The sequence below is a fragment of the Microcoleus sp. B4-D4 genome (genome assembly GCF_036705185.1).
Taxonomy (GTDB): Bacteria; Cyanobacteriota; Cyanobacteriia; order Cyanobacteriales; family Microcoleaceae; genus Microcoleus.
Window position 1 is genome coordinate 211,185 of sequence record NZ_JAUBTX010000005.1, and the last position, 22,707, is coordinate 233,891.

Annotated in this window: 22 protein-coding genes; 13 read left to right on the plus strand and 9 right to left on the minus strand. The window is 46.5% G+C overall.

Translation table 11 applies throughout. The features are described 5' to 3' along the window. Nucleotides 1-93: 93 nt before the first annotated feature. Complete coding sequence (locus QUB13_RS06855) at nucleotides 94-765, minus strand: ABC transporter ATP-binding protein (protein WP_333379812.1); 672 nt, start codon at nucleotides 763-765, stop codon at nucleotides 94-96. Between the two features lie 367 nt (nucleotides 766-1,132). Here QUB13_RS06855 and QUB13_RS06860 point away from each other — a divergent pair, with 367 nt between their 5' ends. Beyond that, nucleotides 1,133-2,152 (plus strand): Sll0314/Alr1548 family TPR repeat-containing protein, encoded by a 1,020-nt coding sequence (locus QUB13_RS06860; RefSeq protein ID WP_333379813.1) that lies wholly within the window; start codon nucleotides 1,133-1,135, stop codon nucleotides 2,150-2,152. 15 nt (nucleotides 2,153-2,167) lie between these two features. Then, complete coding sequence (locus QUB13_RS06865; protein WP_333379814.1) at nucleotides 2,168-2,629, plus strand: DUF3531 family protein; 462 nt, start codon at nucleotides 2,168-2,170, stop codon at nucleotides 2,627-2,629. 223 nt (nucleotides 2,630-2,852) lie between these two features. Here the strand turns inward: QUB13_RS06865 and QUB13_RS06870 are convergent, their stop codons facing one another. Both QUB13_RS06870 and ychF read right to left on the minus strand, forming a co-directional pair. After that, the gene (locus QUB13_RS06870) at nucleotides 2,853-3,218 is read right to left on the minus strand and encodes a phage holin family protein (protein WP_333379815.1); all 366 of its coding nucleotides are present in this window, start codon (nucleotides 3,216-3,218) and stop codon (nucleotides 2,853-2,855) included. 20 nt (nucleotides 3,219-3,238) lie between these two features. Then, nucleotides 3,239-4,330 carry a redox-regulated ATPase YchF gene (gene ychF, locus QUB13_RS06875; RefSeq protein WP_333379816.1) on the minus strand — a complete coding sequence of 364 codons (1,092 nt, stop codon included), beginning with the start codon at nucleotides 4,328-4,330 and terminating at the stop codon, nucleotides 3,239-3,241. A gap of 121 nt (nucleotides 4,331-4,451) precedes the next feature. Here ychF and QUB13_RS06880 point away from each other — a divergent pair, with 121 nt between their 5' ends. Continuing rightward, on the plus strand, nucleotides 4,452-4,808 hold the full coding sequence (locus QUB13_RS06880; protein ID WP_333379817.1) for a hypothetical protein: 357 nt from the start codon (nucleotides 4,452-4,454) through the stop codon (nucleotides 4,806-4,808). 133 nt (nucleotides 4,809-4,941) lie between these two features. On the opposite strand, the gene QUB13_RS06885 is transcribed toward QUB13_RS06880, so the two are convergent. Beyond that, nucleotides 4,942-5,190, minus strand: coding sequence for a gamma-aminobutyric acid A receptor, epsilon-like protein (locus QUB13_RS06885; protein ID WP_333379818.1), 249 nt, complete (start codon nucleotides 5,188-5,190; stop codon nucleotides 4,942-4,944). A 228-nt stretch (nucleotides 5,191-5,418) separates the two neighbouring features. On the opposite strand from QUB13_RS06885, the gene QUB13_RS06890 reads away from it, so the two are divergent. From QUB13_RS06890 to QUB13_RS06905, 4 genes are all read left to right on the plus strand, one after another. Beyond that, a complete protein-coding gene (locus QUB13_RS06890) occupies nucleotides 5,419-7,014 on the plus strand; it encodes an aminotransferase class I/II-fold pyridoxal phosphate-dependent enzyme (protein ID WP_333379819.1) in 1,596 nt (531 codons plus the stop codon). Nucleotides 7,015-7,142: 128 nt separating this feature from the next. Continuing rightward, nucleotides 7,143-7,736, plus strand: a complete 594-nt coding sequence (cbiT, locus tag QUB13_RS06895) for a precorrin-6Y C5,15-methyltransferase subunit CbiT (RefSeq protein WP_333379820.1) — start codon at nucleotides 7,143-7,145, stop codon at nucleotides 7,734-7,736. A 528-nt stretch (nucleotides 7,737-8,264) separates the two neighbouring features. Continuing rightward, complete coding sequence (locus QUB13_RS06900; RefSeq protein ID WP_333379821.1) at nucleotides 8,265-9,182, plus strand: phosphatidate cytidylyltransferase; 918 nt, start codon at nucleotides 8,265-8,267, stop codon at nucleotides 9,180-9,182. Beyond that, nucleotides 9,183-9,413, plus strand: a complete 231-nt coding sequence (locus tag QUB13_RS06905; RefSeq protein ID WP_333379822.1) for a hypothetical protein — start codon at nucleotides 9,183-9,185, stop codon at nucleotides 9,411-9,413. A 57-nt stretch (nucleotides 9,414-9,470) separates the two neighbouring features. Here QUB13_RS06905 and QUB13_RS06910 read toward each other — a convergent pair whose 3' ends face one another. Further along, on the minus strand, nucleotides 9,471-10,262 hold the full coding sequence (locus QUB13_RS06910) for an LmeA family phospholipid-binding protein (protein ID WP_333379823.1): 792 nt from the start codon (nucleotides 10,260-10,262) through the stop codon (nucleotides 9,471-9,473). A 431-nt stretch (nucleotides 10,263-10,693) separates the two neighbouring features. Between QUB13_RS06910 and QUB13_RS06915 the strand changes: the two genes are divergently transcribed. Beyond that, nucleotides 10,694-11,488, plus strand: a complete 795-nt coding sequence (locus tag QUB13_RS06915) for a pseudouridine synthase (RefSeq protein WP_333379844.1) — start codon at nucleotides 10,694-10,696, stop codon at nucleotides 11,486-11,488. Continuing rightward, on the plus strand, nucleotides 11,485-12,366 hold the full coding sequence (locus QUB13_RS06920; RefSeq protein WP_333379824.1) for a helix-turn-helix domain-containing protein: 882 nt from the start codon (nucleotides 11,485-11,487) through the stop codon (nucleotides 12,364-12,366). Before QUB13_RS06915 ends, QUB13_RS06920 begins: the two co-directional genes overlap by 4 nt. A gap of 350 nt (nucleotides 12,367-12,716) precedes the next feature. Here QUB13_RS06920 and malQ read toward each other — a convergent pair whose 3' ends face one another. The 4 genes from malQ to QUB13_RS06940 all read right to left on the minus strand — a co-directional run bounded on the left by malQ (nucleotide 12,717) and on the right by QUB13_RS06940 (nucleotide 18,821). Next, a complete protein-coding gene (malQ, locus tag QUB13_RS06925; RefSeq protein ID WP_333379825.1) occupies nucleotides 12,717-14,225 on the minus strand; it encodes a 4-alpha-glucanotransferase in 1,509 nt (502 codons plus the stop codon). Nucleotides 14,226-15,119: 894 nt separating this feature from the next. Beyond that, nucleotides 15,120-15,245, minus strand: a complete 126-nt coding sequence (locus QUB13_RS06930) for a photosystem II protein Y (protein WP_333379826.1) — start codon at nucleotides 15,243-15,245, stop codon at nucleotides 15,120-15,122. A 198-nt stretch (nucleotides 15,246-15,443) separates the two neighbouring features. Continuing rightward, nucleotides 15,444-16,202 (minus strand): MinD/ParA family ATP-binding protein, encoded by a 759-nt coding sequence (locus tag QUB13_RS06935; RefSeq protein ID WP_333090720.1) that lies wholly within the window; start codon nucleotides 16,200-16,202, stop codon nucleotides 15,444-15,446. Nucleotides 16,203-17,021: 819 nt separating this feature from the next. Beyond that, entirely contained in the window at nucleotides 17,022-18,821 is a 1,800-nt protein-coding gene (locus QUB13_RS06940; RefSeq protein WP_333379827.1) for a CHASE2 domain-containing protein, read from the minus strand. On the opposite strand from QUB13_RS06940, the gene QUB13_RS06945 reads away from it, so the two are divergent. The 4 genes from QUB13_RS06945 to QUB13_RS06960 all read left to right on the plus strand — a co-directional run bounded on the left by QUB13_RS06945 (nucleotide 18,804) and on the right by QUB13_RS06960 (nucleotide 22,690). After that, nucleotides 18,804-18,938 (plus strand): hypothetical protein, encoded by a 135-nt coding sequence (locus QUB13_RS06945; RefSeq protein ID WP_333379828.1) that lies wholly within the window; start codon nucleotides 18,804-18,806, stop codon nucleotides 18,936-18,938. The two genes, QUB13_RS06940 and QUB13_RS06945, sit on opposite strands and share 18 nt — an antisense overlap. A gap of 227 nt (nucleotides 18,939-19,165) precedes the next feature. Further along, nucleotides 19,166-19,906: a DUF928 domain-containing protein gene (locus QUB13_RS06950; RefSeq protein WP_333379829.1), complete on the plus strand. Its 741-nt coding sequence runs from the start codon at nucleotides 19,166-19,168 to the stop codon at nucleotides 19,904-19,906. Nucleotides 19,907-20,316: 410 nt separating this feature from the next. After that, entirely contained in the window at nucleotides 20,317-21,111 is a 795-nt protein-coding gene (locus tag QUB13_RS06955; protein ID WP_333379830.1) for an HAD family hydrolase, read from the plus strand. 361 nt (nucleotides 21,112-21,472) lie between these two features. Beyond that, nucleotides 21,473-22,690 (plus strand): DNA double-strand break repair nuclease NurA, encoded by a 1,218-nt coding sequence (locus QUB13_RS06960; protein WP_333090726.1) that lies wholly within the window; start codon nucleotides 21,473-21,475, stop codon nucleotides 22,688-22,690. Nucleotides 22,691-22,707 lie beyond the last annotated feature (17 nt).

Here is a 22,707-nt window from a genome sequence, read left to right on the forward strand (position 1 = left end):
TTGGTATGACTACTGACTACTGACTACTGACTACTGACTACTGACTACTGACTACTGCCTACTGCCTACTGCCAACTGCCAACTACCAACTGACTACTGACTAACAAAACTCGCTTCCTTAGCTTCTAACTTAGCCCGATCGACCTCTTGCAAATCCCCGTGGTCTAAAGTCCAAAATTTATCAGCAACGCCCAACAAATCGCTAGCATCGTGAGTGACAATCAACAAAGTCCAGTGACTTTTCAACTTACCCAACAAGCTTACCAACTGCCGGCGCATCGACCAATCCAAACCCGCCGTCGGTTCATCCAAAAGCAGCAAATGCGGCTGGCGAATTAGTTGCACCGCGAGGGCTACCCGACGCTGTTGTCCGCCACTCAAAGCGTGGGGAGAACTACGCAACGGCAAATGTCCGAGTCCCACTTCTGCCATTGCTGAGTTAATTTGTTCTTGTCCCAATTCAGGATGTCCCAGTCGCAATTCTTCTAAAATTGTGCCTCCGCAAAAATGCCTTTCGGGAAACTGGAAGACTAAACCTCCTAACTGTTGCAAGTGTTCCGGTGTTAATTCTTGTTCGCGCCAGCGGATGTCGCCGCTAGTTTTTTCTGCTAAACCTGCTAATATTTCTAATAGCGTACTTTTGCCGGAACCGCTGCGGCCTACAATCAGCCCCATTTGCTGCGATGGCAGTTCTAAGTTGATATTTTTCAGAATAGCATTCGGACAGGCTGTAGGATGATAAACTAAGTTTTTTAGATAAAGCATTAATGGCAGTTGGCAGTTGTTAGTTGGCAGTTGTTAGTTGGCAGTTGTTAGTTGGCAGTTACTATTAATAGTGGAGACTTTTTTTTGCTGATACCGATCGCATACAATTATTTTACATAAATCTTTACAAAAATCAGCCTTTTTTTTGAGCTTTCCCCCTTGATTTTGAGATTATTTAATGCTATCATTTGATAATGAAAATATGTGCAGAAATTTTATGAATGCTCACAATCCCATTATTAAAGTATACAGCAATAGCCAGAAAAAATCAAGACCATCCGATCGATTTTTGAGTCGCGGCCCGGAAGTCTGAATTTTCAATTTTCAGATTCCCAGTTTACAATCAATTGCTTTTTGAGAATTGACGATGATGAAAACTATTTTAGCGTCCATTGGCAAGCAGATGTTGAGTTCCAAAAAGACTGTGGGGGCGATCGCCCTTGGAGCAAGTGCGATCGTCCTCGGCCTCTGCATTAACTCCGCAGTAGCGGGCGATCCCTTTCGGAGCAGCAACCCACAGGCGATCGGGCCCAACACCGAAGCAGCCTTCAAAACAATGTTTGAACAAGGAAACTACAAACAAGCAAAAGTCCAAGTTCAACAAGCACTATTAGCCGAACCAAACGAACCGCTAGCCTATGCAATGGCAGCCTCCCTATCCTATATCCAGCAGGACTTCAACTCGATGAATTCCTACGCGCAAAAAACCCGCGAAGTAGGCGAAAACTTGACAAAAACTAACCCATTACGCGGCAACCTATACACAGCAGTCGGTCACTTTCTAGAAGGAGCAAAGGCCATAGCCCAAGAAGGAACAGCCAAAGGCGCACCCCAAGCGCTCAACAAACTGCGAGTAGTATTTCAATACCTAGATGCAGCCGAAAAAATAGCTCCCAACGACCCAGAACTCAACCTGCTTAAAGGCTACATGGACTTAATGCTAGCCACAAACCTGCCCTTTTCCAACCCCAGCGAAGCCATTAAACGACTGGAAGAAAAAGCCTCTCCCCGCTACTTAGCTTATCGCGGCATGGCAGTAGGCTATCGAGACTTGAAAAAATACGATCGCGCCCTAGAATTTGCAAACAAATCCCTAGCAGAAACACCAAACAATCCAGAAATTCTTTATCTCAAAGCACAAATCTTGTTTTCCCAAGCCAGGGGAAAAGACATCAACAAAACCCTACTAGAAGAAGCCCGCCAAAACTTCGACGCAGCCTTAGTCAAACCAGACCAACTACCGCGCAGCCTAGTAGCCGAAATCTTCTTTCAGCAGTGCAAAACGCGCAACCGTCTCGACAGCAAATCTCGTAACTGCGACCCAATGCGCGATAAAATCAGAGATGCAGGTGGCATTTGGGGGCCGACGGCTTTACCACCACTATAAAAATACCAAAAAACCATGAAAGTACAGTTTCGCGAGTTTAACCCCTTTGACCTCTGGATTTGGCTGAAGTTTAGCAACGTGCCTTCAAACGGTGAAAAACAGTATGTTGAAGAAGTATTTGACTCTTGGTTTTTCTTAGGAAAACTAGGGGGATTTAATGCCGAAAATTTGCAAGTTCAAGATGAAGGCTTAGATATTAGTGACATGGATTACGATGTTAATCTAGCCGACCAAAGCATGATGGCTTTGATGCACAATATGGGAGAAATGGAGTATCAAGGTTCTTGGGCTCGCTGTTGGTTTGATTTAGGGACGAGCGACGCTATTGGCATCGATATTTTAATTAATGTTTTCCAGCAACTAAGCAAAGAATTCGTGACGGTTGAAGAATTGATTATCGGCGGAGAACATCCAGACTGGCCTGTGGAAAATAGTCGCAGTCGAGACGCTTTTGTCCCTGATAATTACTCATCATAGGTCATTAGTCATTGGTCATTGGTCATTAGTCATATCGTTTCCGGTTGCATCGGAATGATTTAACCGCAGAGAACACAGAGGACACAGAGAGACAATAGAGATATGAATAATTCCGATGCTACGGGATTTGATATCATTGGTCATTAGGGGCGGGTTTTGCCGGGGATATTTGCTATAGCTAACAACACAGATAAACCCGCCCCTTCCGCGTTGCTTTCTCTATCTACCGCACGCTTGGCAGCGTACTCAACAACTGATAAAGAATAGAGTTAATAAAACCGAGGGCTACAGCGCCCAACAAAGCACTCCAAATTCCCCACCGCAAGCGAAATCCTTCGACTAGCCAAGCCGCCAATCCAAAGATAGCAGCGTTGATAACAATCATAAACAAACCAAAAGTTAGCAACAAAGCTGGAAACGTAAACAACATAAAAATCGGCCGCACTAAAGCATTCAGCAATCCAAAAACTGCAGCCGAAACCATCGCTTTTCCAAAAGTGTCAATGTCCACCCCGATGGGCAACTTGGAAATAATAAAAAAGCTCACCGATGTTACCAACCAAGCAATTGCCAGCGAAACGATATCCATTTGCTTATCTCCTGAAAAAACTACACATTAAATCGGAACAACAACACATCGCCCTCTTGTACAACATACTGCTTTCCTTCACTGCGAACTAAGCCTTTTTCCTTAGCAGCATTCATCGCGCCCGTAGCAACCAAATCTTCATAAGCTACAGTTTCGGCCCGGATGAAACCCCGCTCAAAATCCGAGTGAATCACCCCTGCAGCTTGCGGTGCTAACATTCCCGCGATAATCGTCCAAGCCCGAGTTTCCTGCGGCCCGCTAGTGAAATAAGTCCGCAAACCCAATAAGTCATAAGTAGCTCGAATCAAAGATTTTAAGCCACCTTCACTAACCCCCAGAGATTCTAAGAAATCCGCCCGTTCTTCCTCTGGAAGATCCACCAATTCTGACTCAACTTGCGCCGAAACTATGACAACCTTAGCATTTTCTTTAGCTGCTATTTCCCGCACTTGTTCGACATAGCTATTTCCGGTTCCCAAATCGTCTTCAGACACGTTGGCTGCATAGATGATCGGCTTGTTTGTCAACAATTCTAAACCTTTAACTAATTCAGCTTCTTCGTCAGTTAAACTGCACTGGCGCACTGGTTTTTCTGCATTCAAAACCACAACCAACTTTTCAAGCACGTCCACTTCTGCTTGAGCTTCCTTATTGTTGCGGGCTTGTTTGCGAGTGCGATCGAGCCGGCGTTCAATTTGAGCCAAATCTGCTAGAATTAATTCGAGATTGATAATGTCAATATCTCGTTGGGGTTCGACAGAACCCGCAACGTGAATGATATCATCATTGTCAAAACAGCGGACAACATGGACGATCGCATCCACGGCCCGAATGTGAGACAAAAACTGATTTCCCAGCCCTTCCCCCTGACTCGCCCCCTTCACCAAACCCGCAATATCCACAAACTCCATGCGCGTCGGCACAGTTTGCACGGATTTGGAAATATTGCTCAGCACCTTCAACCGTTCGTCTGGCACTGCCACGATACCCGTATTTGGCTCGATCGTACAGAAAGGAAAATTAGCAGCAGTCGCCTTGGCATTAGCAACCAGAGCATTAAACAAAGTAGATTTGCCAACATTAGGCAGTCCGACAATTCCGGCAGTAAGCATAGCTATTTAGAAACATATCACTGTATCAAAATATCATAAGCAATAGCAATATATCTGACTTGTCCCTTCTAACTTTTACAGCTAAGCTTGAATAAATATACAACTTGAGGTAGATGGCTCAATGGTTAACCAGTGGTTAAGCAGAGTAACGATCGCTGTGGGGCTGTCGCTACCCCTGTTAGGGCTTACAGCAGCTAGCGTTTTCGCTGAGATGGTCAAAATTTCGGTGATTAACAACAGCGGCAAGACGATGACAGTCCTCCAGTCGGGTAGTTCCGACGATGATTGGGGAGAAAACCTGTTAGACGGTCCGCTTGCCGATCGGGGCACTGTCCCTTTTGAATTTGATTCAGCTGAGTACGAGGGTGATATCTCGGGGGGCTGTGTTTTTGATGTCAGGGCCCAATACTCTGACGGCACATACACTGATTTGCGTGGTATTAACTTTTGTAAAGAGAGTTCGATCAACTTCAATTAATCGATAATTTAGGCAAAAACCGAGTTTTTTCAAGTCTGATATTCATCAAAAAGATTGGGGACTTGGGAGAAACCCGGTTTTTGCGATCGACCTCACAAACAATCTTAAATTTCGCGATCAACTAAAACATAATTTAAATAGGTTCAGGGATTGTCTGAGGAATCGGCCCCGGCACTGTCTGAGGAATCGGCGAAGGTACAGTTTCCGGCACCGGTTCGGGAATTGGCTGCGGAATTGGCGCAGGTACCGGCTCCGGTACTAGCCCGGGAATCGGTTCGGGAACGGGGCCCGGCACCGGTGGCGATGCGGGTATAGTCGGCAGCCCCGGTTCGGTGCTGGGAATCTGCGGGCCTGGAAACGGAGTAGGGTTGGGAGAAATCATGTTATTGTTTTGCTCGCTAATAGAGATGTCTCAAAAACATTTTGTTGCCACTCATACCTATATTTTCAAACAAAAACAACTGAGTGGTCAGATTGTTTAATCTCATTATATTAAATTTAAAATTGTGGCTAACACATCTATCTAAATAGCTATAATTTAATGTTACGTCGCATAAAAATATGCCTTCGGTATTAAACTAAATATCAAATACAGCAATCAAGATTAAGCGTGTCACCAGCAAACTCTCAACAACAAACGCCTCTATTAGATGCCTTGCGCGATCGCACAAATCATCCGCACGCCCCATTCTACGCCCCCGGACACAAAGGCGGACAAGGAATCTCAGGGCCCTTAATTGACTTATTCGGTGCAACAGTATTTCGATCGGATTTGCCCGAATTGCCGGAGTTAGACAATCTCTTTAACCCAGAAGGTGCAATTGCCGAAGCTCAAGAATTAGCCGCCCAAGCATTTGGAGCCCAATCAACTCGGTTTTTGGCTAACGGTTCAACTTGCGGAATTATCGCAGCCATCTTAGCAACTTGCGGCCCCGGCGATAAAATTATCTTGCCTCGAAATATCCACTCCTCGGCGATTTCAGGTTTAATTTTATCCGGTGCAATTCCAATTTTTGTCAATCCAGAATACAACCAGGATTGGGATATTGCCAACAGCATCACCCCAGAAGCCACAGCAGCAGCCCTAGAACAACATCCCGACGCGAAAGCAGTAATGGTCGTCTACCCAACCTATCACGGCGTTTGCGGGGATTTGCGGGCGATCGTCCAACTTACCCATCAATACAACATCCCGTTATTAGCAGACGAAGCCCACGGCGCGCACTTTAACTTTCACCCAAACTTACCAGAACCGGCCCTATCAGCCGGGGCAGATTTAACGGTACAATCAATCCACAAAACCCTCAGTGCAATGACACAGGCATCGATGCTGCACCTCAAGGGCGATCGTATAAATATCCAAAAACTCGATCGAGCATTGCAGCTAGTACAATCCACCAGTCCCAGCTACTTATTGTTAGCATCATTAGACGCCGCCCGCCAACAAATCGCCCTCCACGGCAAAGAATTAATGGCTCAAACCTTACTATTAGCAGACACAGCGCGCGATCGTCTCAATCAAATTCCCGGCTTATCAGTTTTAGAACCATCAAACACGCCCGGTTGTGCCGCATTAGACAGAACGAGGCTAACAGTAAAAGTATCCGATTTAGGCATCACAGGATTTTTTGCAGATGAAATCATGCACTCGGAACTCGCAGTCACAGCAGAACTTCCCATGCCGCAACATCTCACATTTATTATCAGTTTGGGGAATACAGAATCAGATATCGACAATCTAGTTAAAGCTTTCAAAGTTTTAGCAGAAAGAAGCAAGTTAGACAGCGATAAATGTGCGGGATTTAACGGATTTAATAGCTCGATATTTCAGCAAGAAGCAACAAGCAAGAAGCAAGATTTTTCCCATTCCCCACTCTCCCCCTCTCCCCCTCTCCCACTCCCTCATTCTCCCCCTCTCCCACTCCCTCATTCTCCCCCTCTCCCCCTCTCCCCCTCTCCCCCTCTCCCCCTCTCCCCCCGCGATGCCTTCTTTTCCCCTGTAGAAACCGTAGCTGCAGACAAAGCGGTCGATCGCCTGTGCGCCGAGCTCATCTGTCCCTATCCCCCAGGAATACCAGTTTTGATGCCCGGTGAAATCATTACCCCAGCAGCCGTTGACTACCTGCAACAAATCCTTGCCGCCGGCGGAAAAATCACAGGTTGTAGCGATCCCGACCTCCAAACTCTCAAGGTTGTGCGACAGTAAATATGAAGGAGATCGAAAGTAGCAAATAGTGCTTTCCTCCCTTGGGGTTGCCAACTGCCAAACTGACAACTGACAACTACCAACTGACAACTGACAACTGACAACTGCCTTCTATTTAAAATCAAACTATGCTTTGGCCCTACGTGACTCCTGGTATTCCCGATGACTTATTTGAACGTTTACCGGGAATTCCCATGAGTAAGCGAGAAGTCCGACTGCTGTTACTCTCCCACCTGCGACTGCAAGCAGATTCAGTAGTGTGGGACATTGGTGCAGGTACTGGTACAATTGCTGTAGAAACAGGTTTGCTTTGTCCCAAAGGTCGGATTATCGCCGTCGAAAGGGACGAAGAAGTAGCCAGCTTGATTCGCAGAAATTGCGATCGATTCGAGCTCGACAACGTAGAAGTCATAGAAGGCAGTGCCCCGGAATGCCTCGAAAATCTGCCCCAACCCCCCCACCGAGTCTGCATCGAAGGAGGTCGCCCGATTAAAATGATTCTCAAGGAAGTCTGGCGGTACTTGCAGCCTCGCGGTCGAGTTGTCGCCACAGCATCGAATTTAGAAAATCTTTACGCCCTTTCCGAAAGCTTCGCCGAGTTGCAAGTCCGCAACATCGAGGTAGTCCAGTCCGCCGTCAACCGTTTGGAAACTCGCGGCCTGAGTCAAACCTTTGCCGCCGTCAATCCCATATTCATTCTCAGTGGCGAAAAGCTGGATTAGAAGTCAGTTGACTGTTGACTGTTAACTGTTGACTGTTGACTGTTGACTGTTAACTGTTGACTGTTAACTGTTGACCTGGTTCCTCGGCAGAGCCTGGAATACATACCCAATGCCCAATGCCCCATTCCCGATGCCCCATTCCCGATGCCCCATTCCCGATGCCCCATTCCCATTCCTAAATGTAATTCTTAACCTTTTTTAAGTTCGCTTAACGTTCATACTAAGAATAAGGGCGACCATAGTTGGATTGACCGCCAGAGTTGAGATTTTGGAAGATTGATTGGGGATGGGGTTGCCCGTGCAAGGGAGGAAGCCGTACCTTAACAATTCTTGCATCGCAGCATTTTTGCATTTTTGCATCGAATCACAGCCCAAAGACGGATACCGCGGCACGTACAATCGTCGCTCACCCAAATTTGGACTGAGGTTCAATGTCCCAGATTTATCTGCCCTTGTAAATCTCAAATCTCAAATCTCAAATCCAAAATCGATCGACCGATTTACCATCTGCTGTGAGAAATTCATTTTATGCCTTGGTCCCGTATCCTGAGTGGAATAGTTGCGATCGCCCTAGCTTTGGGAATGATTATTATGGGGGGATGGTACTTCACCCTCGGTTTTGGAGTCATCGTCTACCTCGGTCAATTGGAATATTTTCAGTTAGCCAGGGCTAAAGGCATTGCACCCGCAGCCAAAACTACCTTAGCTGTCAGTCAAGGCCTGCTCATTACTGCCGCCCTGGCCCCCCAACTCGTAGACGCGATGTTTCCCCTCGCCGGAACCTTAATCTGTTTCTACCTGTTATTCCAACCTAAATTATCCACGATCGCCGATATTGCTACCTCAATTTTAGGATTGTTCTACGGCGGTTATTTACCTAGCTACTGGGTACGGCTGCGAGTCGGTTTCGACCAGGCAAATATTGCTACAACCCAATTTTCGCAAACAGTAGCCAGCAATGCGCCCGTTAACATTCACCCGTCCCTGTCTTGGACAAGTCACAGCAACCTATCTTTAGGATTGACTTCGCTGATGCTGGCTTTCTTCTGCATCTGGGCCGCTGACATTGGGGCTTATTTTGTCGGCAAATTCTTCGGCCGCACTAGCCTCTCCCACATCAGCCCCAAAAAAACCGTTGAAGGTGCTGTATTTGGTGTTTGCGGCAGCATCGCCGTGGCCGTCGCCGGGTCTTGGTATTTACAATGGCCTGGGTGGCCCTATACTGGGGCTGTTTTTGGCTTGTTGATTGGTGTTGCTAGTTTGTTGGGAGATTTAACTGAGTCGATGATGAAGCGAGACGCGGGGGTTAAGGATTCGGGACAATTGATCCCCGGTCACGGCGGCATTCTCGATCGCACTGACAGTTATGTTTTTACCGCGCCCTTAGTCTACTATTTTGTGATTTTGCTCTTACCCGCGATCGACTCTTTTTTAATTAATCGGTAATTGGGAATTGGGAATTGGGGATTGGGCATTGGGAATTGGGAATTGGGGATTGGGCATTGGGGATTGGGGATTGGGCGGAGCGAAGCGGAGGGATTGGGAATTGGGCATTGGGGATTGGGGATTGGGGATTGGGCATTGGGAATTGGGGATTGGGCATTGGGGTATGTATTCCAAGCTCTGCCGAGGAATCAGGTTAAAGTCAACAGTCAACAGTCAACAGTCAACAGTTAACAGTTAACAGTCAACAGTCAACAGTTAACAGTCAACAGTCAACAGTTAACTAACTAACTAAGGCAAAACTCTAATTCCACCCCGACAAACCATCTCCCCCGGACTCAAAATCAACTCATCAATTGCAACTTCCTGTCCGAAATCAATTTTAAAATCATTGAAATCACTACTCTTTAATTCTCCATCGATTTCTATTTCTGGTGCTTCAAACATCAATTCGCTACCGCTGACAATCCGCAAACCAGTCCGCAATACCAAAGGAATTTTGCTACCGCCAGCGCGCAAAATTGTCGCCGAAAGTGTCAACTTCCCCGCCTCAATTTTTATCTGAGAATCTTGCAATTTCAGAGATTTTTCGCTATCTGTCAGCGGTAACATTGGTAGCAAAAATTCGCTCAAAGCATCAGCCAGCAAAGGTGCTTTCAGCGACGCATTCAAATCCGCTTGAGCAAGCCTCAAAACGCCGGTGACGGGAACGGATTCGAGCAGGCGCAGGGGCTTGCCTTTGAGAGCTTGACCGAGGTTGATGCGAATGCCACAGCCCTCTATAGCAACTTCTGTGAGATGTAATCCTTTATACACAGCACCGCTGGCGGCCGCCGTTACTTTGGGGATCGCACCGCTGAAGATTTGTCGATCGCTCCCCTCAATTTTCACCTTCAACTCGTCAACGTGCTGAACTTGCGATCGCAGCCACAACTGCACCGCCGGAGACAGCACCGAACTCGCGATCCGGCTGCCTCTACCAGGCGGTGGTGTTCCTTGTCCCTCGGCGAGATTAGCAGTCCCATCAGAGCTAGCAGCGCCAGATTGATTGTCAAATTGAAGTGAGTTGCGATCGACAGTCATAAACCATTAAAAAATATAAGCCTTAATATTCAAGCACAGAACTTTAACTGGGACTCGCATCCAGCCTCACAAACCCAGTTTGTGCGATCCCAAGGCAAATTTAGCGATCGAGCGTATCAATTTAACCGGATGTACGGGATTTATGGTAGTGTTGATTATGGTCTAGTCAGACCCACACCTCTCAAATTAACAGCAAACTAACGGCGGGGCGATAGCCTGCCACGAGTCTTTTCCTCGTAGTTGTTGCACAAAAACATTCAGGGTTATGCCATCAGGACAATCTACACCGGGCGCAACGCCCTGTAAGGATTGCCCACCATAAAAATTTATTCCCGACTAGGAATTCAACATTGGTAGTAAGGTTACATCCATTAACCCTATCGTATTTCCTCCCCCAACGTTCCTGCGTTGGCGGTTCCCACACTCCCGTCATGTCTGATGAAAGGCTGCAAAAAATTCTAGCCCAGTGGGGCATTGCTTCTCGCCGTCTGGCAGAACAGATGATTGTCGCTGGACGAGTCCGAGTTAATGGCAATATTGTTCGCTTAGGACAAAAAGCGAATCCCGATCGCGATTTGATCGAAGTCGATGGAATCCCGGTGAAACCAACGGATCGACCCGCTTTTGTCTATCTGTTGCTCAACAAACCCGCAGGCGTAGTTTCTACTTGCCGCGATCCCAGAGCCCGATCGAAAGTTCTCGACTTATTACCACCAAAATTGCGCTATGGTCAAGGCATCCACCCCGTAGGACGCTTAGATGCAGATTCCACAGGCGCTCTCTTGCTCACCAATAATGGTAAGCTGACATTTTGTTTGACCCATCCGCGTCACTCGATCGCCAAAACTTATCAGGTTTGGGTACGGGGCGATCCCCCGGAAACCATACTGCAAGCGTGGCGTCAGGGCATCATCCTGTCCGACAGAAAGACTTTGCCCGCAAAAGTGAGAATTCTCGATCGCGCCGGAGACCAAACTCTGTTAGAAATCATTCTATCAGAAGGGAGAAACCGACAGATTCGGCGTATTGCCGAGCAGTTGGGACATCCCGTGGTACGCCTGCACCGCACAGCCATTGGCCCGATTCTATTGCAGCAGCCCGGTTCGCCAATATTGCCACCGGGCAGCTACCGCCCCCTAGAAGATGCAGAAATTATTTTTTTATGGAATCTAGTCAACCTAACATCAATAAGCGTGCCAGAAAATCTAGAGGAGCACAGCATATGACAAAGAATTTATTGTTTTTATTCTTCAAAACAACTAAGCAGAAACTGCAACCCCAAGAGCCCGAACCACCTCAAAATAAGCTAGCGGAAATAGGAGCTCAACTCCGCGAGTGCCGCGAACAGCATTCGATTTCTTTGGACAAAGTAGCCGTGGTAACAATGATTCGCCGGAATCTCCTGCAAGCCATCGAGGAGGGTCAACTCGACCAACTCCCCGAACCGGTCTACACTCAAGGTTTGATCAAGCGCTACGCCGAAGCAATGGGTTTGGACTCAACTCAGTTTGCTTACTTTTTCCCGATCGAACCGCCAGCGCGATCGAGCACCAAGCTATCCTGGCAAGATGGGCCTCAATTGCGCCCGATGCACCTCTACATCTTTTACACATTTCTAATTATCTGTTCAGTCAACGGCTTATCTCACTTGATGGGCAATTCTACGACAGGCAAAAAAGATGCCACAGCCGAAGAATTAGCCCTCGGGAAGCAAGAACAAGCTCGTTTAGCAGCCTCAGCATCGAGCGCCTCAAAAAAACAGAAACCCAATAGTTACGGGGCTGTCGAAGCAGCAAGAACCGGTCAAAATCCCAATAAATCTAGCAACAAACCAGTGATGGTTAGCCTCACTTTTAAGGCAGATTCCTGGATGCAGATTGAAGTCGATGGCAAAACAGAATTTGAGGGAATTTTGCCGACCGGGACTGTACAAACCTGGGAAGCCGATCGCAAATTGGTAATTGTAGCTGGTAACGCCGGCGGGGTAATGATTGCTGTGAATAACGGACAACCAGAACTAATCGGAAACCCCGGAGTCGCCAAACAACTTATTTTTAAAGCAGATGAACTCAAGCCTTCAGCCGATTCCAAAAATCAAGGTTAATCGGAAAAAGGCAATCGGAAATAGTTAATAACTAGCCGTCGATAAGTTTTAGTGACATCTCCTTCTTTATTGACTCCTATCATCCGCGATCGATTAACCACACTCGCTCTTAATTAGGTTCGTAGTGCGTCCTAGCTTCCGCAACATGAAAGCGGAAGCTAGGACGCACTACGAACCATTTTTGTTACGGGTAATATCGTTTCCGATAGCATCGGAATAGTAAATTAACTGTTGACGGTTAACCGTTAACCGTTAACCGTTAACCGTTAACATCATGTATGAGTGCAACCGGAATTGATATAATTGACCGGACACGAGCAGATTACCAATTACCAATTACCCATTTTTGTTCAATTTTTATTAGGAGTGCGCCCGGTGATGTAAGTCATGTTTTTTAGCCGATCGCGCACCTCCCAATTCAAAGCTTCGCGCCGATACCGCCAGCCCCAATTTCCGTCTGCTTTCCCCGGAAAATTCATCCGCGCATCAGTAGCCAAACCCAACAAATCTTGAAACGGCACAACTGCCAAATTAGCAACCGAAGTCCAACCCATGCGAATTAAAGACCAGTGAATTCCTTGGGGATCGATACAGCCCAAATAACGAAAAACCTCATCTCTTTCGTACTGTTGGAGTTGATTGAACCAGCCGACAGTCGTGTCGTTGTCGTGGGTGCCGGTGTAGACTACGCAGTTGCGATCGTAATTAAAAGGCCAAAAAGGATCTTCCGGGCCCGCGCCGAAAGCAAACTGCAAAATCTTCATACCCGGAAACTCGAACCGATCGCGCAAAGCTTCCACTTCAGGAGTAATTACCCCCAAATCTTCAGCAATAATCGGCAAGTTCCCAAACTTTTCATTAATTACCTCAAACAAAGCCGTTCCCGGCGCCTTAATCCACTCTCCCTCCATCGCAGTATGCTGCCCGCGCTTCACCGCCCAGTAAGCGTCAAATCCTCGAAAGTGGTCGATCCGGCTCACATCTACATAATCAAAAAGCGCTTCAAAACGCTGCACCCACCACTCAAAATTATTTGCTTGCAGCGCCTCCCAATTGTAGACCGGATTGCCCCACAATTGACCTGTGGCGCTAAAATAATCCGGGGGAACACCCGCCATTAAAGCTGGTTCTCCGCTTTCTTCATCCAAGCAGAATAAGTTGGGATTTGACCACACATCTGCGCTGTCGTGAGCTACATAAATCGGAATGTCGCCAATAATTTTAATTTCGCGCAGGTTCGCATAGCGTTTCAACTCTGTCCACTGGCGGAAAAACTCGAACTGGACGTATTTGTAGTAATAAATCTCAGTATTTAGCTGCTGCCGCCACTTGTCTAGCGCCTCCGGTTTGCGTCGGGCAATTTCTGGTTCCCAAGTGTGCCAGCTCGAACCGTTGAAACTGTCTTTTAGTGCCATAAATAAGGCATAATCTTCCAGCCAAAGCGCTTTGCTCTGGCAAAAACCAGAGAATTCTTTTTGCTGCACCGGCGATGCTTTCGCTTTGAAGTTTTCGCAGGCTTTTTTGAGCAGAGGTACTTTGTGCGCGATCGCCCGATCGAATTCTACTGTATCCAGCGAAAATTCCGGCAAACTATCTAAATCTTCATCGCTGAGCAATTGCTCGTCCCGCATAATTTCCGGGCTCAGCATCATCGGATTTCCTGCCATTGCTGAATAGCACGAATAAGGAGAATTGCCGTAACCAGTAGGGCCCAGCGGCAATATCTGCCAGTATTGCTGGTCGCTTTCCACTAAAAAGTCAATAAACTTATATGCTTCTATGCCCATGTCCCCAACACCGAATCGGCTGGGAAAAGATGTTGGGTGGAGTAAAATGCCGCTCGATCGGGGAAAAAGCATAATCTATCCTTAGATATAGGAGTTAAACGTTGACAATTTGACAGATATTCCCTATTGGTTAAACTTCGCAGTTTTTAGGGATCTTTTCAGCGCAAATACTTTGGCGATTGTCTCATATTTTTTGCCGGAACGTACTTGCTAAATATTTGTATGGCCATCTCATCACAACTGCTGAGTACAGCCAAAAACATCAAGCTCTTCACTTACGCCTTTGCCCCAATAGACCAATTCCAAACAACCTCTAAAGAGCAGGCTCTATGCGCCCGATCCACAAGAATTATGGGATTCGTCTAATATAGACAATAGGCTTCTCTTACCCGGTAGCGCTTGCTACCAACTATTTGAGCACTTACGCACGGGTGCGTCGAAACAGGGTTTTTTCTATGCGCCTCATTCGCACTCACCCACAGAACGAGTAAAAAAACCCGGATTCTAGGTGTGTGAGTGCGTCCGGGACTGTATTTTTGTGCGATCGCACCCGGTTTCTGCACAAGTCCTGAATATAACTGTTGTTTGACTTGCACAAACTCTCTCTAGAGTCGTAAATTGCCCTTCAGGTCAAAAATCAAACAAATTCCCAAACATGAAGCAACTGCCGTTAACCCCTGCTCCAAACCACGATCGCAATCCAGTAAGTCATATCATGTCCGGTAGATTACCATCACAAAAACAGTTCGCGCGTGTGTCCCCGAGTCCGCTCTTATGCAGGCTCTGACTGACGCACGCGCGATCCAATCTGAGATATGTCAATCTACCGGACACGATATCATTCGCCAATCGCCCGCAGCCAATCGCATCAGCCATCGCTCTTGTTAAGCCAAGGCACAAAGAGACCGACTGTTTTTGTATCTCAAGAAACAGTCGGCTGCGAAATTACCAGTGAAAATGCTGAGTTTAAGTTTGCTTGTTCAACAATTTCTGCGCTTGTTTGAGAGCTATAGTGCCGACGTTGTACGCAGCCCAGCCGCCTGCCAACAAGACGGGCATCAATACTATTAGTATGCGCCAATCAAATTCCATGAGTGCTCCTCCTAAAGTTTTTTAACAAATTCTCATAATCTATTTGTATCTCATTTTGTCGCCATTCTCCTTACTCTTCAAGCAAATATTGTCGCGAGTGAAAGTTTCTCCCCGGCACTCGCCGGCGCAATCGGGGACATCGTTTCGCAAGCATGGAGCTCGAAACTATTGCATCCGGGCCGACCACCGCCACACCCATTATCCTACAATCTGTTTGGCAATCCCTTCCACCACCTTAGTTAGAGGGTCATTAGGGAATTGGAGTGCAAACACCCCCTTACTCGCTAGCAGCATCATTTTCTCGCTGTGGGGCAGCACCCCGCCAACTGGGATGTTGTAAATACTCTCTACTTGCTGCTTCAAATCCTCAAAATCCAGAGATTCTGGGGCTTTGTTGATCGTCATCAAAATCCTAGGAACTTCTAATTTGCGGGCCACATCTACCGTGACAGCCGTTCCCTGAAAATCTTGCTGATCCGGACGCAGAATTAGCAGCAAAATGTCGGAAATCGTGATGCTGAGCAGGGTTTCTTCGTTGAGCCCAGGGTGCGTGTCGATAAATAGGTAGTCTAAATTCAGAACGTCTATCAGTTCTTGAAAGCCGTCAGTAAGCAGTCCCACGTCGTAGCCTTCGCGCAAAACTCGCGCTATCTCCCCTGCTTTAATGCTCGAAGGAACGAGGAAGAGGTTGCCGTTATTCGCTAATTTTGGTATCAACTCACTCACATTGTAGGCCGTTTCGGCGATCGGACATCGGCCCCACAGGTAATCGTTCAGGGAGCGATCCATGTTGCTCTCGCTGAAACCGAACAGTACGTGAATCCCGGGCGATTGAATATCTGTGTCTACAATACCGACCCGATTTCCGTCGCGAGCGATAATAGATGCCAGGTTTGCAGTCGTGTTCGATTTGCCAGTGCCGCCCCGGTAAGAGTGAACAGAGATGATTTTGGACATGATACGCCTATTACAAAGATGGAACAATTATCTATTTAAGTCTAGTCATTTATTGACCTTGAAATTATTTAATATTTTATACTTGTATATAAACAGATTCAGAGCATCTCAGTTTGGCAAAAAGCATTTTTTTTGTGATATTGCGATCGTCCACACTCGCCTATTGTACTCGCGCGCGGGGAAGCTCGCACGCTCAACTGCCAAACTGAGATCCTCCCAACAGATTAATGATTTATATCCTATACAAATCGTGTGATATCGTGTCCCCTCGACTAACCATAGTAAAATTAGTTCGTATAGTTCGTAGTGCGTCAATCAGCCTCCGCAACTTAAGAGCAGACTGAAGTACCCACTACGAACCGTTTTTGTTATGGTAATCGACCGAATATGATATGAACCGACGTTGCTGCTAAGCAACGAAAATTTAATAACTTAAATATCTGCCACACTCCTCTGTTTCCCAAAGCGGCGATGTAAAGAAAGGCTCTTCTTCGCCCCAGCAGCACGATCGGGCTCTTCGACAGTAACGAGCAACGAGCGACAGTTATTTAATTGTCATTTCCTTCGTAGTGCGGAATAAAGTCCCCACTACGAACCGTTTTTATTATGGGAATCCATAGGACATGATATCATTCCTAAATTTGCCATCATTCATACTCTATAAACTCAGGAATTAATGAGAGGTAGAAACGGGAAAAAGCAATGATTTGGATGCAACTCCAGATGCTTTTAGACTCTATAAACTCAGGAATTAATGAGAGGTAGAAACGGGAAAAAGCAATGATTTGGATGCAACTCCAGATGCCGTCAGATAGTCTGTCAATCTTCCTTTTGGACAAAATCTTCTTTGTCTGTTAAACTCTCAATCTTTTCCTCTTTGATCTTCTTTTCAGCCGCACGGCGCTGCCGCATCTGTTTTGCTTTGGCTTGCAAATCGCTGAACCCCTCATCGGGTTTGGTTTCGCTTGAACTAGCACCGTTTTCGGTATGGTTCACATCCGTTTTTGAGCCGCTTTCCGATGCAGTCACAGTTTTAGCCACAGTGGCGCGCTGCTTCTGCTGTTTGGCTTTTTCCTGCAACTGAGCTAAATATTCGTCTGGCTCGCTTTCGGCTTGGGTAATATCTGCGACACCTGCTGCTATTTCTTGGGGCCCGGAAGGTACTTGTTCGGAGGTTTGTTTTTTGCTAACTTTCAGTTTATCTCTCTTTTGCTGCAATTCTTTAAAGAAATCAGATTCTGTGATTTCTGCCACCTGCTGTTCTTTTTGGGCTTGGTCAATTTCGATTTTGAATACTTGTTTTACTCGATCGCTAATTACTTTCCCGTATCCGGCTTTATTAAATCTGTCTGCCGATACAATGCTAGCACCAGTTAGGATTAATCCTAAAACTGGCGCTGCCACCGGCACCCACCCTCCCAACAGAAAAATCCCAAAGCCACAACCGCCACACACCAACAGCAGTGCTGCAAATGTCCCCACCAACTGCGCTGGGTGAGCCATCCGCGATGCTACTGTTGCTCCCACAATTGACCATCCCGAAAGCCACAGAATTTCTGCCCATTCCGGCCAAAACCAAAACATCGGTTTGTTGTCTAAAACAGCACTCAAAATTTGGCTGACTACTTGTCCGTGTGCCACAATACCGGGCATGAATTGCTTGTTTTGCCGCTGCCCGCTGTAAGGAGTATAAAAGAAATCTTTAACGGTTTCTGTGGTGTAGCCGATCAATACTATTTTATCTTTAACTAAATTAGGGTCAACTTTCCCTTCTAAAATATCCGTAATTCTGACTTGATTGGCGAGATTCCGCCGGGAACGATAGTTAATTAATATTTGATATCCCCTGACATCAGCATTGCTGTATCCTCCATCATTGCTTTCTAGTTTTTTGACTTGAGTTTTACCCAGCCATAAAGATTGATCTGGTGCCAGTTGAGGATAAATTTTTTGTCTTTGCAAGTAGTTGAGTGCTAGCTGGAGGTTGAAGGAAGCTAAAACTTGAGAATTGTCATTGCAAAGATGTTTTTCTACCGTGGAGTTGCCCTCAATTATCGGCGGTTTCATAAATAATAATGCCCTCCGCAGTATGCCGCCCGGATCGACTCCAAAATCTGCAAATCCTACCCGGTTTTCTGATATTCCCGGCGGAGGCGGAGAACCGGGACTGTCTGGATTCCCGTCGGTGACTAAGCATACTCCGATTATTTTGTCGCTCTTTTGTAAAACTTTACTTAGTTCCTCGCGCCCGTCTCCTAAAGGTACGTCTCGCAGTACATCTAAACCGATGACTGCGGGCTGCATTTTTTCGAGTTTTTGTAAGATTTCAGCTATTTTGCGATCGGATATCGGCCACTGTTTCATTTTCTGAATGTCTGCTTCGGTAATTCCCACAACTAGCAAGCGCGCATCCGGCTTTTCGTCGGGACGCCACCTCAGCATTTGGTCGTAAGCGCTTAATTCTAGCGGTTCGAGTATTCCTAGCTGTCTGACACCCATTAAGGATATTGTGACTACCGCACTGGTAATTAATACAGATTTAGCAAATGCTAGTGATGGTTTATACAGTTGACTCAATTGAGTCGCTGTCGATCGAATTTTATGAGATATTTTATTCATTTATTTCAGTATCAAAGTTTGAATCGTTTCACCGAACAGCAGTTGTTTGGCTTGCAGCCGCCGGCAGCACATACTTCTTCCATCTTAGAAAATCCGAAAACTCCGACCGTTTTGTAACAAAATTTTACATCTTGCATCGACAGAATGTGTATGCAATGATACTCGCGACCTCGACAGCCGGATTTTTGGGACGGATAATCGACTTGCCGATCGAATTAATTAATGTTATGGATGATATGTCAAGGTTAAAATTGTGTATCTGCGCCCTAGTGCAACCACTCCAAAATATTTGTCGCCATCAGCGAAAGCCTGTGTTTGCAATATTATAATGAAAGGTACAAAAAATGAAACGTTTTCAACATCTAGCTACACTGGCGAGCGGCTTCGCTGCGATCGCGCTTACCGTCCCCAGTTCCCTCGCAGGAATGCGGACACAATCCCGCCCCATAGTCCTGAGTCAGAATGTGAATTTCAAGCCCCCCGATGTCACAGCCCCCGGCAGCCGACAAGGAGGGACGCATCGCGGCAGCAAGCTTTGTCCTGCGGGTTTATCTATTACTCCCCTAGTACCTCCAACTAATATCGGTTTAACTCTCACAGAGTCTCCCACAATTTTTGTCTACGTTCCTAAAACCTCAGCACAAATAGAGTTTACTTTGCTGACCGACAACGAAGAGAAAGTAGTCTACGAAAAAACATTTAAAGCTGACAAATCTGGGATTGTGGGAGTTAGCGTTCCTGCTAGCAGCGACAACACCAAATCCCTGGAAGTTGGCAAGCGATACGTATGGTCGTTTTCAATGGTATGCGACCCCGAAGATCGATCGGCAGATTTAATTGTTAAAGGATTCGTACAGCGCATAGAACCCCAGGGAACTCTTAAAAGCGATTTGGCAAATTCCGACCAAATGACTAAGCTCAACGTTTACGCTAAAAATGGGATTTGGTACGAAACTCTCGCTACCCTAGCCCAAATGCGCCGTCAGACACCAGGGGATACGAAGCTGACAGCCAAGTGGACGCAATTATTGCAATCCCAAGGACTTGAATCAGTGGCAACTCAACCGCTAGTTGGGCCTCTTTAAAACTCGCCATTTCTTAAAGTTTTGTCCGTCTGCTGGTGGCGACGTGAAAAATGACTTTCTTTACCCGATCGCGCCCCAAGTCAAAAAGACCGGGCGCGAGGGGGAGATGGGGAGAGGGGGAGAGGGGGAGATGGGGAGAGGGGGAGATGGGGAGAGGATTTTTGATCGATCGTCGAAATCTACAATTTAAATGCACAACAGCTTACCAAACCTCTAGCACTTACCCACAAATTATGTAGAAATACATCTGCGTAAATCTCCGTTAATCTGTCTTAAATCTGCGGTTGACAGACTCCATCAAAAGCTTGTGCTACGCAACCTTTTCACAAGCAAAATTTGAGCAACTAATGACTGCTAAATCATTGCACCATCACCCAATCTAAAATCTAAAATCTAAAATCGACAGACTGATGACTAATAAATTTCCCACAATTCTAGCTCTTGATTTTGACGGTGTGATTTGTGACGGACTAATCGAATATTTCCAAACAGCTTGGCGTAGCTACTGTCAAATTTGGAAACCAGCCGAAACAGTCCCCGATCCCGATTTAGCTTTAAGTTTTTACCGAGTGCGACCCGCCATCGAAACTGGTTGGGAAATGCCCCTGCTGATCCGCGCGCTGGTGACAGGAATCACCCCAGAGCAAATCTTGCTGGACTGGCCCAATATTGTCCCGCATTTATTGACCGAAAATAATTTAAAAGCCCAGTCTGTCAGCGCTATGTTAGATGGACTGCGCGATCGTTGGATTGCTGAGGATTTAGCTGGGTGGCTGTCTTTGCACCGCTTTTATCCAGGAGTAGCCGATCGCCTGCACTCGTTGCAAGAGAGTGCGGTCAAAGTGGCGATCGTCACTACCAAGGAAGGCCGTTTTGTGCGGGAACTTTTGCAGCTAGCGGGCGTACAAATGCCGTCAGAGTTGATTTTTGGCAAAGAATATAACAAGCCGAAACACCAAATTTTGCGGGAATTTTTGGCAGCTTCAGGCAAAGATGCGACTATTTGGTTTGTGGAAGACCGGTTAAAAACTTTGCTATCGGTGAAGCAGCAGCCGGATTTATCTCAGGTGAGGTTATTTTTGGCTGATTGGGGTTACAATACTTCGGCCGAACGGGAATCGGTGGCTCAAAATCCACCAGTTCAATTGCTTTCTCTGTCTCAGTTTGCCGGAGATTTTGCCGATTGGCTCCCCGACGAATATTGATGTTAGACTTGTTGGCAATTAGGTTTTTTTCTGTGAGCAGAGTCAAAAAAATTTTGAAATTTTACACTTTTTTGGTTGACTTTTGCGGCGCTGGTATGGTATTTTTATATAATGGGATGGTTGCGTAAAAAATATTTTTGCACATATTTCGATTATAATATAAACATAACATAAACTTCCCAAAAAATCAAGGATACCGAAAAAAAAAATCGATTTTTTTTTCTGACGAGCGTAATAAAATAGGTTCGATCGTTCGGAATACCAGTCCTTCTTTTCCAAGTTCTCCGCATCGGAATGCCAGTCCATCTTTTCCCAAGGACTTACATTCCGATGCGGAAAAGCAATCTGAGGCTTAAAACCAATGCTAGATTTAACTAAAGCGGCTAAGGCAATGCACGGAATGAGCCAACATTTGAATGTGGAAGCGGCTGCGGCTCGCCAACGCTTGGAAGTGGCTCAGAATTTACTAGCAAAGGCCGCAACTGGACAGGACAATTTGGTGGAATTGCAAGAAAGTTGGCGCGATCGCACTTTATTCAATGCTGCAACTCCGATCGAGCCTTTGGGCGATCGCACCTACATCACCGCACCCCCCGCCGCTCATACAGTATTCGCCACAGACGGCTCGCAAATATCGCCCAACCATCACGAAATCGCCTACTGCTACCTGCTAAACATCGGCACAGTCATGCTGCACTACGGCCAAAGCCGCCACCCAGTTTTAGATAGCGTACCCGAGGTTTTCTACAAACCCGAAGACTTGTATGCTTCGCGACAGTGGGGAATTAGAACCGAAGAATGGATGGGATACCGGCGCGCAGTTTCCGAAGCAATTGCTTTGGCAGAAATGGGCTGCGATTGGGCAAAAGTTAACGACGATAAATTGCCCGCGCCAGCTTTAGCAATGGTAGACGGTTCCCTGATTTATTGGTTTTTGGAACAGTTACCCAGCGAAGCCCGCGATCTAATTTTGCAGCCAATTTTAGAAGCTTGGGACAAATTGCGCTTAGCAAAAATTCCCCTATTAGGATACTTAAGCGCTTCTCGCAGTAGCGAAACCTTATCTTTTTTGCGGTTTCAAGCTTGCACCCACGAAGTACCAGACTGTATGACAAACTGCCCGAATGTCGGATTTGCCGCCACAATTTCTTTCGCCGAAAAAGCACCTTGTCAAGTATTTGAACCCTTGCGCGATGCCATTTTGTGGGCAACAGTCCTCTCGCCCGGACAAAGAAGCCCCTTGTGGAAATCCCAGGCTCGAATTTTAGATTTATACGGCCTGAATACCGTCTATTTTTGTTACGTTCACGTCGGCACAGAAATTGCTAGAATAGAAGTGCCGGAATGGGTAGCAGAAGATGCAGCACAGCTAGATTTAACCCTAGGAATGATGCTGGCTCAAGTACACAAAGGCGGTGGCTATCCCGTGACGCTGGCAGAAGCTCACAACCAAGCAGTTGTCACTGGGGGCGATCGAACTCGCTTTTTCGCTTTGTTAGAGCAGCAAATGATTAAAGCAGGCTTAAAAAATGTCGGAATTTCTTACAAGGAAACCCGGAAGCGTGGCAGTATTGCTTGAATTAAAAATAAGAGTTT